The sequence below is a fragment of the Paenibacillus sp. V4I5 genome, assembly GCF_030817255.1.
Taxonomy (GTDB): domain Bacteria; phylum Bacillota; class Bacilli; order Paenibacillales; family NBRC-103111; genus Paenibacillus_E.
Map to the genome: position 1 here is coordinate 6039413 of NZ_JAUSZB010000002.1, position 11855 is coordinate 6051267.

Annotated in this window: 12 protein-coding genes and 1 pseudogene; 4 read left to right on the top strand and 9 right to left on the bottom strand. The window is 45.9% G+C overall.

The window, feature by feature from the left end:
- Window positions 1-8: 8 nt before the first annotated feature.
- Complete coding sequence (gene larB / locus QFZ78_RS29680; RefSeq protein WP_307552886.1) at window positions 9-785, bottom strand: nickel pincer cofactor biosynthesis protein LarB; 777 nt, start codon at window positions 783-785, stop codon at window positions 9-11.
- The gene (larE, locus tag QFZ78_RS29685; RefSeq protein WP_307552888.1) at window positions 782-1630 is read right to left on the bottom strand and encodes an ATP-dependent sacrificial sulfur transferase LarE; all 849 of its coding nucleotides are present in this window, start codon (window positions 1628-1630) and stop codon (window positions 782-784) included. The genes larB and larE overlap by 4 nt, the downstream gene beginning before the upstream one ends.
- Window positions 1631-1785: 155 nt before the next feature.
- On the opposite strand from larE, the pseudogene lipA reads away from it, so the two are divergent.
- Both lipA and QFZ78_RS29695 read left to right on the top strand, forming a co-directional pair.
- Window positions 1786-2662: pseudogene (gene lipA, locus QFZ78_RS29690) on the top strand (lipoyl synthase).
- A gap of 40 nt (window positions 2663-2702) precedes the next feature.
- Window positions 2703-3020, top strand: coding sequence for a YutD family protein (locus QFZ78_RS29695; RefSeq protein WP_307552890.1), 318 nt, complete (start codon window positions 2703-2705; stop codon window positions 3018-3020).
- Window positions 3021-3079: 59 nt separating this feature from the next.
- Here QFZ78_RS29695 and QFZ78_RS29700 read toward each other — a convergent pair whose 3' ends face one another.
- From QFZ78_RS29700 to ylbJ, 4 genes are all read right to left on the bottom strand, one after another.
- Complete coding sequence (locus tag QFZ78_RS29700) at window positions 3080-3892, bottom strand: NAD kinase (protein ID WP_307552892.1); 813 nt, start codon at window positions 3890-3892, stop codon at window positions 3080-3082.
- Window positions 3893-3979: 87 nt separating this feature from the next.
- Complete coding sequence (locus QFZ78_RS29705; protein WP_307552894.1) at window positions 3980-4654, bottom strand: flagellar brake protein; 675 nt, start codon at window positions 4652-4654, stop codon at window positions 3980-3982.
- A 127-nt stretch (window positions 4655-4781) separates the two neighbouring features.
- Window positions 4782-7382 carry an alpha-glucan family phosphorylase gene (gene glgP / locus QFZ78_RS29710; protein ID WP_307552896.1) on the bottom strand — a complete coding sequence of 867 codons (2601 nt, stop codon included), beginning with the start codon at window positions 7380-7382 and terminating at the stop codon, window positions 4782-4784.
- A gap of 1 nt (window position 7383) precedes the next feature.
- Window positions 7384-8622, bottom strand: a complete 1239-nt coding sequence (ylbJ, locus tag QFZ78_RS29715; RefSeq protein ID WP_307552898.1) for a sporulation integral membrane protein YlbJ — start codon at window positions 8620-8622, stop codon at window positions 7384-7386.
- 281 nt (window positions 8623-8903) lie between these two features.
- On the opposite strand from ylbJ, the gene QFZ78_RS29720 reads away from it, so the two are divergent.
- Together QFZ78_RS29720 and QFZ78_RS29725 are read left to right on the top strand one after the other, a co-directional pair.
- Window positions 8904-9296, top strand: a complete 393-nt coding sequence (locus QFZ78_RS29720) for a globin domain-containing protein (protein ID WP_307552900.1) — start codon at window positions 8904-8906, stop codon at window positions 9294-9296.
- Window positions 9297-9338: 42 nt separating this feature from the next.
- Entirely contained in the window at window positions 9339-10043 is a 705-nt protein-coding gene (locus tag QFZ78_RS29725; RefSeq protein ID WP_307552902.1) for a DUF2225 domain-containing protein, read from the top strand.
- 167 nt (window positions 10044-10210) lie between these two features.
- On the opposite strand, the gene QFZ78_RS29730 is transcribed toward QFZ78_RS29725, so the two are convergent.
- From QFZ78_RS29730 to QFZ78_RS29740, 3 genes are read right to left on the bottom strand one after another with little or no spacing between them, the layout of a single operon-like run.
- Window positions 10211-11332, bottom strand: a complete 1122-nt coding sequence (locus QFZ78_RS29730) for a diguanylate cyclase (RefSeq protein WP_307552904.1) — start codon at window positions 11330-11332, stop codon at window positions 10211-10213.
- Between the two features lie 38 nt (window positions 11333-11370).
- The gene (locus QFZ78_RS29735; protein ID WP_082562640.1) at window positions 11371-11604 is read right to left on the bottom strand and encodes a hypothetical protein; all 234 of its coding nucleotides are present in this window, start codon (window positions 11602-11604) and stop codon (window positions 11371-11373) included.
- Between the two features lie 3 nt (window positions 11605-11607).
- Complete coding sequence (locus tag QFZ78_RS29740) at window positions 11608-11772, bottom strand: YycC family protein (RefSeq protein WP_307552906.1); 165 nt, start codon at window positions 11770-11772, stop codon at window positions 11608-11610.
- Window positions 11773-11855: the final 83 nt, after the last annotated feature.

Genomic DNA, 11855 nt, shown 5'->3' on the forward strand with positions numbered 1-11855 from the left:
GTAGGATCTCACGCTCGTTTCGACATATTTTTGTTAATGAGCCCTGCATAGTAACCGGCTCCGAAGCCGTTGTCAATGTTCACTACTGAGATTCCTGGTGAGCAGCTATTTAGCATCGACAACAAGGGAGCGATACCTGCAAGGTTCGCGCCATAACCGATGCTTGTCGGCACAGCCACGATCGGTTTGGCTACTAGCCCGCCGACGACGCTGGCGAGCGCGCCTTCCATGCCGGCAACGACCACAATCGCGTTTGCACCGCGAATGAGCTCCAGCCGGCGGAAGAGCCGGTGAATGCCAGCTACACCCACGTCGAACACGCGTTCAACGTGGCTGCCCAGGCATTCTGCCGTAAGAGCCGCCTCCTCCGCCACGGGGAGGTCGGAGGTGCCTGCGCACACGACGGCGATATAGCCGTCGTGGACTTTAAGCATGGGCCGCTTGAACCAGGTCAGCGACCTTGCCGTTTCGTGGTAGGTGACACCTTCCACGGCAGCGGTAACATGGGCGGCTTTGGCCGCGTCTACGCGCGTAGCGAGCACGCGGTCGGTGTGCTCCATCAGCCGCCGGAAAATCGCCTCGATCTGCTCAGCGGTCTTGCCTTCCCCGAAAATGACCTCGGGGAAGCCCGTACGCTTCTCGCGATCGATGTCGAGCTGAGCAAATCCAAGATCAAGGTTAGCTGGGCCTGCGGCGCTGCCTTCCTTGATGATTTGCTTTTTGGCTTCTTCTACGTCCAGATCGCCCGCCTGGACGAGCTTTAAGATCTTCTCTAAGTCCATCATAAGGATGCTTCTTTCACCTTGTCTTTGGTCTCCTTGGACAGCACTTCGTTCATGCTGCCCGTTCGGTAACCTTGTAAATCGAGGGTTACGTAAGTGAACCCGAGCTTGCTGAACTTTTCATAGATCGCATCACGGTGTTCAACGACTTTATGAATCTCATCCGGCATAACCTCGATCCGGGCAATTTTTTCATGGTGACGCACGCGCACCTGATACAATCCAAGCTGGGACAAGAAGTATTCGCCTTCGTCCAGTTGGTCGATTTTCCACTTCTCAATTTGTGTCCCGTAAGGGATACGAGAAGACAAGCAAGCAAAAGACGGTTTATTCCAAGTACGCAGTCCTAGCTCTTTGGAAAGCTGTCTGATCTCGTCCTTGGTCATGCCAGACTCCTGTAAAGTACTACGGACGCCTTGCTCGTTCTTGGCTTGTAGACCCGGTCTATAGTCACCGAGATCGTCCATGTTCGATCCATCCAGAATGTAGGGGTACCCTAACTCTTTGGCTAGTTGCTTCAAATGTGAATAAAGTCCCGTCTTACAATGGTAACAGCGATCTGGATTGTTAGCGACGAAATTCGCATTTTCCAATTCTTTGACCTCTGTTTTGTACAGTGGGACACCGATTTGTTCTGCTAGTTCAACGGCTGCATCGAATTCCCGAGAAGGGAACGTTTCGGATGCTGCAGTGACGGCTAAGACTTGATCTCCTAGCTCCTGCTGCGCACGTTTAAGGACGAATGTACTGTCAACCCCTCCGGAGAAGGCGATTAATACTCGGCCCATACCTCTTATAATTTCTCCAAGCTTGCGGTCTTTCTCTCGTGTTACTTCTTGTATGCTCATGTTTCTTCCCTCCCATACAGCCTTTACATGATAGGTTAAGCTGTTTTGGCCATCTTGATAAGTGTATCACAACTGACTGGCAAAGTGGATTGTTTTGTCAGTCATTCATGTTATAATAACAAGAACGAGAAACCAAATAAAAGGCGGGAATTATAGTGCCTCCAAAGCCATTAGAGAGAAAACCAGACTGGTTAAAAATCAATCTCAAGACAGATGAGAATTTCAAAGAAATAAAGTCAATGATGCGTTCCAAGACGCTGCATACGGTTTGCGAAGAAGCCAAATGTCCAAACATTCATGAGTGCTGGGCGAATCGTACAGCCACTTTTATGATTTTGGGCGATATTTGTACCCGAGCATGCCGTTTCTGTGCAGTCAAAACAGGGCTGCCTACCGAGCTGGATCTTGAAGAACCAGAACGTGTAGCTGATGCCGCTTTACAAATGGGACTGCGCCACTGTGTCGTCACTTCCGTTGCTCGCGATGATTTGGCAGATGGCGGGCGCGATGATATTCGCTGAGACCATCAAAGCGATTCGTCGCAAAATGCCAATGTGCACAGTCGAAGTGCTGATCCCGGATTTCTTGGGCAGGGAAGAGTCACTGGCCGTAGTTCTAGAGGCTAAGCCTGATATCTTGAACCATAATATGGAGACTGTTGAACGCATGTCAGATCGCGTCCGCTCGAAGGCGAAATATCGCCGTTCTCTAGAACTGCTGGAGCGTTCGAAGCGTATTGCTCCGAACATCCCAACCAAATCCAGCGTCATGATTGGCGTAGGCGAGGAGTGGGACGAGCTGCTGCAAACGATGGAGGATTTACGTGCAGTTGGCTGCGACATTATGACGATTGGGCAGTACCTGCAGCCGTCTACAACGCATTTGGCTGTAGCCAAGTACTATACGCCTGAGCAGTTTGGTATGCTCAAAGAAGAGGGCATGAAACGTGGCTTTAAGCACGTTGAGTCGGGACCATTGGTACGCAGCTCGTACCATGCCCATGAACAGGTTCAAGCCGCATCAAACGTTTAAATTAACGAACGGATCATAGAAAGGAGAGCTTCCTACCATCATGATTCATATTGCAAATAAAACATACGAGCTCGTTACAGACCATAAGAATGGCTGGAATTTTGAAGTGTTTAAAGAACGTTTTAGCGAAGTATTGGAACGATACGACTATATTGTCGGCGATTGGGGTTACAGCCAGCTAAGGTTGAGAGGATTTTTTAAAGAAATCCATCCTAAAGCAACAAAGGAATCATCCATTGCCGCTCTTCAAGATTACTTGAATGAGTACTGCAACTTCGGCTGCGCGTATTTCATTATCGAAAAAGTGAATGGCACAAAGCAGCAAGTGCCTTCTGAAGTGATTACAACTACTCCTTAATGTAGTGAAACCAAAAGACGCCTCTCATTCTCCAACGGAGTGAGAGGCGTCTTTACTGTTTATTTTACTTCTAACCCAACGAAAGCTTCGCGAACTCTATTCCAGAAAGGAAATGGGCGGAACCTGGCAAACTTAACTTTCACGTTGGCAGCTACACGGCAGCGGATAGAAATAACGTCGTCTCGCTGCAAGTATAAGTGATCAAGTGATAAAAGCATATTCTGCTGCGCTTTAGGATAAATGTCACAGTGATGATGCTTCGGTAAAATCATGGAAGAGCCGAGTGTGCGGTAGACCCTATTGTTAATCGAAGCAATCTCTGCAATTTGAATCGCTTCGAGCGAAGGGTGGACCATTGCTCCGCCTAAGCTTTTGTTGTAAGCAGTGCTGCCAGCAGGCGAGGAAATGCAGATTCCGTCTCCACGGAACATCTCGAACATTTCATCGTTAACGTGAAGCCGAGCGACTAGCGATACTTCGATTCCTCGTATTGTAAATTCGTTGAGAGCCAGATGCGTCTCTGAGCCCTTTTCTGTCGTAATTTCAATCTCGACGACGGGGTACTGCACAACACGCAGCTCCTCGGGGGTGGTGACGCTGAACATCAATGAAGCTAGATGGTCCAGCTCATCTGGTTTCCAATCTGCGAAGAAACCTAAGTGACCTGTATGGATACCAACGAAAGCGATGTGATCAAGCTGATGCACATATTTATGAAAAGCTTGCAGCATCGTGCCATCTCCGCCAATAGAAAGGACAATGTCAGGATTTTCTTCATCCCTCGGCATGCCTTGCTGTGCGGCGAGTTGATGGAACCGCTCTGTCAGCCCCTTGGAGATGTCATCGCCTCGTTCAATGACGTTGTATTTCAATTGGTTTCCTCCTAAAAGTTTTCGTAAGAAAACTTGCATCGTAAGCATAAGCTGAGTTTTGCTTTAGCAAAACTTTCTTCGTAAAGATTAGCTAGTAATCGAGCAATATTTATCAATGTCCTGAAGTATTGATTCAGGTGTATGTCGGAACTCGGCGGCGACCCGATAAGAATCATTACTGAAATTCGTCACCCTAATAATTTCACCATAGGCGGTAATGGGATGGGGATACCCGGGGAGAATGAAGCTGAATTCCAGAAATAAGGGAAAGAAAAGCCGATTCGTCGTAACGAAAGAAAGACCGCTCGCACTAATATCAAGCAGTTGTCCGGAAAAGGCGACTCCCTTGCTTGCGGATAAGCCGCGAATGCCTACAATACGCAGTGTGATCGGTGTTCGAAGGGAGAGCTTGGCTCTACTGTACCTTCTGTTCTGATGATGATGAATCTCTTCGGGAATGGATAACGAAAGGTAACATATCGTCTTCTTTAATTCAAGTTGAATTAAATCGACATAGGCGTAATATAAAATACCACGGTCTTTAAAAGAAAACTCAATAAAAGAAATATGCTCTAATTTGTCGAATGGGAAAATTCCGGATAGCTCTAAACAAACGGTGAATGAAGCTTCACCTATTTTATCAATGGAGAAATTTTCTTCATAGCAAAAAGGCTGCCCATCTTTACATTCTCCGACAATGATCAAATGACAATCCGTATTCGGTCCGATATATGCCAATTCCAGTGCCTTATTCCAATCCATAGCATCACCAAGTGGTTAGATTTGCATTCATGAACGCATGCACATACCGTAAGTTCTCTATTCATAATAATTTATAAAAGAAAATAAGAAAAGCCCCAAACGGGGCTTTATCTAGGAATTCACGTATTTACTGCCACGATAATGTGCTGGTGACTAAGGAAAGTTCAAAGGAATGTGCGAAGTTAGATGAGATGGGGCGCACACGAATAGAGAAGTGGGGCCCATGAATGAGATGCGATGGAATGGTCGCTTTATAGCTCTGCATCTGTTCAATCAGTTCGCCAATTGGTTCCATTGGAATAATTTTTTGCTCCCATGTTTCGCCATTTTCTTCGTAATAAATGACTTCTACTGCCGTATCTTGCGGCCAAATGGGGCCGAAGTGAATTTGTGTCGTAATTTCTTTCGTTGATGGTTTAATCTCGTTTAACGGCACTTCCGTAGATAATTTGGCAGAGCGGTCATCGATCCCAATGATTTTCACGTGATACCAGTTCGAACGGATGAACTGTTTGTAATCGGCAACCTTCGTTGCAACATCATAGTGATTAGAAACAAAGAGCAGGGCTCGCTGAGCTGTCGGCAAATAGGTAAGCTCTGTGTAGTCCTGCACCATGCGATGCGTGTTATAAACCGGGCTTAGCGATTGAATAGATCGCTTCATGCGGCTGATCCATTGATGCGGGAGTGCTCCTTGATTGTAGTACAGTGGAATAATTTCTTTCTCTAAAATGTGATAGATGGCTTGTGTATTTTCTTTCTCTTGCGCAGCCCAGTCGGCCGCTCCTGTGGAACCGATAGCCCAGCCGTTCGAACCGTTATAGCCTTCCTCCCACCAGCCATCGAGTACACTAAAATTAAGCACCCCGTTCATGGCGGCCTTTTGGCCGCTCGTTCCACTGGCCTCAAGAGGTCTACGGGGGTTATTTAACCAGACGTCTACGCCTTGTACGAGGTAACGGGCCATATTCATGTCATAGTTCTCGAGAATAACGATTTTGCCTACGAATTCTTTCATCTGCGAAACACGGTAAATTTCACGGATAAGCTCTTGACCAGGGTAATCAGCAGGGTGAGCTTTGCCGGCAAAAATAAATTGGACGGGTCTCTCGGGATCATTGATTAACTTCTTAAGCCGGTATAAATCATTAAAAATGAGATTAGCTCGCTTGTAGGTCGCAAATCTTCTGGCAAATCCAATGGTTAATGCCTTGGGATTCAAATACTGTCTGACTTCCTCGATCCGCTCTTCTGTTTCTCCGTTGCGCTTGCGCTGCTCGAACAAATTTCGCCTGGCGTAGCGAACTAAATCTTCTTTCAGTTGTTGATGCACTTTCCAGATGGATTCGTCTGGAATGACCTCGATTTGCGCCCACTGGTGCTTATTGGCTTGTTCTTCCCGCCATGAACCGGGCAGGAAACGATCAAGAAGTTCTTTCCATTGCGGCGCTGTCCACGTATCCAGATGTACGCCATTCGTAATGGAGCTAATGGGAACTTCGCTCGCATCGATATGACCGTGAAATTCTTTGAACATTTCTCGGGATACTTGACCGTGCAGCTTACTGACCCCATTACGCAGTCCGGCTGTATTCATAGCCAAATGGGTCATATTGAATTGACCCGTATGGTGATCGAGCCCTAGTGCTACAATGTCCTGTTTGTGCCGCGATAGATCACTTAGGAGAGGCCCGAGATAGTGTTCCACCATCTCGATGGAGAACGTGTCATGCCCCGCAGGTACAGGCGTATGGGTAGTAAATACAGTGGCTGACCGAACGGTTTCAACTGCCACATGAAAGGGAAGACCTAGATGCAGAAGCTCCTTCAGTCGCTCTAGCGTGAGGAAAGCCGCATGACCTTCGTTGATATGGTACACGTTGGGATAGATGTTAAGCCGTCGAAGCGCCTTAACGCCCCCAATGCCAAGAACCATTTCCTGAGCAATCCGCGTATCTTGATTGCCCCCATACAGCTGAGCGGTCAGCTCTTTGTCCGCTGAATTGTTGGCTTCATGATCGGCATCCAGCAAATAGATCGAATTACGGCCGACACGCACACGCCAAACCTGTAAGGTGATGGCGCGACCAGGCATATCAATGGAAACGACGAGCTGCTGGCCATTCTGCAGTACACGTTCGATCGGAAGTTTGGTGAAGTCATAGGGGTATAATTCACTCTGCTGACCGCCGGAGGCATCGATTTTCTGCGTGAAATAGCCTTTTTTATAAAGAAGTCCAACACCGATTAAAGGGATACCCAAATCACTTGCAGATTTCGTATGGTCACCAGCTAAGATTCCCAGTCCTCCTGAATAAATCGGCAATGATTCATGAAAGCCGAACTCCGCGGAGAAGTAAGCAATTTGTACATAACCCTTGTCCGTATGCTGCTCTTGAAACCAAGTCGTGCCGTTCATATAAGCATCGAACTTGGCCATTACTTGTTGATAGTTTGCTACAAAATCTTGGTTTCCGCTGAGGGCCTCGATCTGTGAATTGTCCAATAGGTGAAGTAAACGAACAGGATTATGGCCGGATTGATCCCATTTTACAGGATCCATTTGTGTAAAAAGCTGCAAGGCGTCATGGTTCCAACTGAACCATAAGTTAAATGATAGCTCAGTCAAACGCTCAATTGCAGTAGGCAAATGTTTAGCTTCTTGGGGGAAGGCTGCTTGCATATCTGGATGTTCTCTCCCTTTATGATCATGATCGTGATTACCCATATTATCTTGTTCCACCAACCTTTTCATACACGAGTTTAAATAAGGAATATGCAGCAAAGAGTCCGGCAATGACACAAAAAGCACCAAGGAAGACCGTTCCGCTAATTGGCAGCATTAGCCTTAGATAGCTGAGAACAGGAGAAGCCGAATCATATTGAGGTAAGAAAACGGCTTTGGATTCTCGGAAAATTTGCATAGGCTCCCAAAAAAAGAGAACAATAGCAGCGGAGAGCAAGGCATGGATGAAGCGAGCGGTGACAAATGGCAAGTAACGCAGATTCGTATGGCTTAATAGGCTAACAATTTGAGCATGAACGGACATGCCGCCCCATGACAAAATGAAAGCACCGATAGCCACTTTGCTGGAGAGCGCTAACGATACGGGAGCATTCCCGGCAGCCTTCGCCCCGAGTGTTACTTCAAACAAACCATTCATTACTGCTTGTGATAACTCATGGGGGAGTCCTGTGATTTGCAGGAGGGAGGCAATGAGTAGGTAGATCGCATTCATGACCTTAGCTGCTGTTAAGACTTCTAAAACAACAGAGAAGAACACAACTAGTCCACCTACTACGAAAATTAAGCTGAGCGACTGTAGGATGGATTGACTCAGTAGTGTGCCTATGGGTCTGCCGTCGTTGATTCGAGCGCTGTGCATCGCTTCAAAAGCACGCTTCAAGACCCCGCCCTTGCTCTTAATCTCCTGCTCTGTGGGCAGGCTCTTCCTGCCATGAAATCGCATCATTAAACCTATAAGCACGGAGCCTCCGTAATGAGCAACAGCTAAGATCATAGCCAAAGAAGCATCGTGAAAGAAGCCTATCGAAACGGCTCCGATTAAGAATATCGGATCGGAGCTTGTTGTGAATGCAACGAGTCGTTCACCTTCCTCACGATTGACGAGCTTCTGCTCCCACAGCTGGGAGGTCAACTTAGCTCCGACCGGGTAACCTGCAGCGAAGCCCATAGCCATTACGAAGCCACCGATGCCAGGGATACGGAAGACGGGACGCATCATCGGATCGAGCAGCATACCGAAGAAATGAACGATACCAAAGCCAAGCATAATTTCGGAGATGACGAAGAAAGGGAAAAGTGCGGGAAAGAGCACATCCCACCAAATGGAAACGCCGCGTAAGGCTGCTTGAAGGCCGTCATGAGGGAACGCAAATAAGCATAGAATAATAGCAGTAACAGAAAAAGCCATGAGTAACGCAGCTGTGAAATTTCGTTTCTGCATGAGATTGGATACCTCCTCCTACTCAACTATATGAACAGGATGGGACATACATGCCGTCCTAAAATACTTAGACTTTGGTACTGTTCAGAGCTCGGTTTTATGGTAAAATAGAACTAGTAAAGTCTTATATCCTAGGCAGCGGGAGTGATTCAAATGACAGGTGTAATTGCTGGTTTGGTTGTATGTATGTTCGTATTTGTCATTCGAGAAACGCTCATGCATGCAGGGGATGAGGATTTAGAAAACTATTAAAGTGATTATGAATAGCGAGGTTTACCCTAATGTCAGAAAGTGATCGCAGCACGTTGTACGAATTGATGGGGGGAGCGGAGACGGTACGCCGACTCGTGGAAGCCTTTTATCCAAAAGTTCAGCAGAATCCATTGTTATCGCCTCTGTTCCCTTCCGATATAGGACCGGTTATAGATAAACAGTTTATGTTTTTAAGTCAGTTTTTTGGTGGACCAACCTTGTATTCAGATACGCATGGACATCCAATGATGAGAGCAAGACACATGGCATTTCCAATTACAGTAGAACGTGCAGATGCCTGGTTAAGCTGTATGTCGGAAGCTATGGTGGAAGTAGGACTACCATCTGATTTGCGGGATTTTTTACTTGAACGCCTGAAAGGCTCTGCCTATCATTTTATTAACACATCAAAAGAAGAATAGTTCTTCTTTCCTACATACAACTTAAGTGAAGGCGGGGTTTCAATGATGGTCGAACCTTTATATGAAATTTCAGTGAAGTGCACATATTGCGAGAATTCTTACAAAACGATGAAGGTTCGTCCGAGTTTCAAGAAAGCTAGCAAAACAGATACGGATTTCTGTGTTCATTATAAAGACATCAACCCCGACTTCTATGTAGTGAGGGTCTGTCCATTTTGTGGATATGCGCATACAGAAAACTTTTCGGATAAATGGAAACCAGCGCAGAGGGAAGTCTTTTACGAGAGAGTGGCTCAAAACTGGTCAATGCGCAATTATTGCGGAGATAGAACTTGGGAAGATACACTTCTTAGTTACAAATTGGCCCTTCTCAGTGCGCAGATTAGAGATGAGAAATCACGTGTTGTAGCAGGTCTTCTACACCATTTGGCATGGTTGTACCGTTCCAAAGGAGACTGGGAGCAGGAGGAGCGTTTCCTAACGTTTGCCTTGGACGCTTATGTCAGTGTGTATGAAACAGAAGGTTTGGACCTCAATAATGCACGACTCATGTATTTAATAGGAGAGCTCAATCGCAGATTAAGCCGCTTCAATGAGGCGGTCAAATGGTTTTCACGCATTATCAATGACCGCAAGATTATGGATGCTGGTATGATTAGAGCAAGTCGTGAACAATGGATAGCAACCCGTGAAGATATGCTTGCGATTCGTATGGAGCTGCCAGACGAAATGAAACAAGCTACATAATGAATATTGCCGTATAAATCAAATGAACGCTTATCTATTCAAGGAGTTGACTTCAATCCCTTGAATGGCTAAGCGTTCATTTTTTGACCACATAAGAAAGTATAAGTTTTCGGCTCCCGAAAACCGCTTTCTTATTGGCGATAAAACCTACCTCTAAACGCGGTCGCTCATCTTTGAATGGCCTCGATAGAGGTTTTCTCATTTTTTAGTTGTATATGCTTGTAAAGGGTAGAACGGTTTTTGCCGCGGTGCTTGGATTCATAAAGCGCATGATCTGCTTCAGAGATAACTCGTTTCAGTTCCACCTGAGGTTCTTCCGCGGTTGAAATTCCTATTGAGATTGTTATTGGTACAGAATCTGTAGGGTTCTTATGGAGAAACGTATCCGCAACAATGGCGCATAGCAACTCAGCATATTTGCTAAGCCGCAGGGGATCAATCTCTGAGCTGAGAAGAATAAATTCTTCTCCCCCGTATCTAGCCAAATAATCCTGTTCATGGATATGCTGTCGTAGAACACTGCTGATTTCGCGAAGCAGCTGATCACCTTCCAAATGTCCAAACTGATCATTGTATTGCTTGAAATTATCTAAATCAATCATCATGATGGATACTCTGCGTTTGTGTAGCGCATTGATGGCAATCGGCATAAAGCTGCGCAAATTCGGTAGTTTGGTTAAGCCGTCTTGATTGGCTTGCAACTCTAATTGGCGCTGCAGCCGCCAACTTTTATTCTCATCATTGACCATGACGATAATGATGATGAAAGTAGCTGACATGATAGCCAGCATAAACAACTGATCTAGGGCGTATGGCCATGATAAGTTGCTCTCTAGAAGCTCTTGTATTAGTAACCGTAGGAGGAAGACAAATGAGCATATTTGCAGCCCATGTCGAATAGGAATGTCCAAGAAACCACTGCGGTATTCTTTGTTGTGAAATAAGGGGCTAATCAATGCTGGGGCAATTAGTTCTTGTACAATGATGAACCATGCTTGGTTTTCTTGTGTGAAGAAAGTAAATCCCGAAGGTAATATTGTTGATAATAAGGCAACAGGCAGTCCATAACGCAAACCGGCCATAAAGATGGGGACTGAACGTAAATCAACCAGGCCAAATAGCTCTGGTAGGGGTACCAGCATCATGATGATGCTGGCTAGTCCAGTGAGCAATGGTGCAAGCAAGTGCTCATATGAATCGATAAGCATCTTGCTGCGAAGTTTCATTGCCATGTAATTTAACGTAACTAACGTACATGCGCTTGTCAAAGGAACGAGGTACTCATTCATAGGGACTCTTTCTACTCCTTGCGCTTTGAAGCTACGATTCATTTGCGTATTGCGGTGTCCGCCAATAAATAATCGCGATCTGTGTCGACGAGCGTTAGCTTATTATGGCAGCAAGGAAACACAAGCAGCTTTTTTTTACCTTCGTGAATGGATGTCAGTTCGTGGATTTTCAATGGCAGCAGCACATTGGGGCTATGGCAAAAGGGACATTGGGCCACATAAATGTCCTTCATAATAATGTCATAAGGCCAAGTGTTAGCGAAAGGGATCAACGCTTACTTCGATTCTGGATCGCTATTTTCCGGTGAGGAAGCTTTAGCGAGCTCCGCTAATTTTTGCAGTAAAATATGTTGTGGCATATGCATGAGATGTTCTAAAGGCACCTTAAGTTGTTCAGCTAGCTTAACGGCTGTTTCTGGAGAAATTTGTAACGGTTTCATAATTGAAAATCACCCATCCTGTTCCGAATATATGATGTGGGAACTATCTATAATTGAATCATACTTTTTACCTATAAGCAATG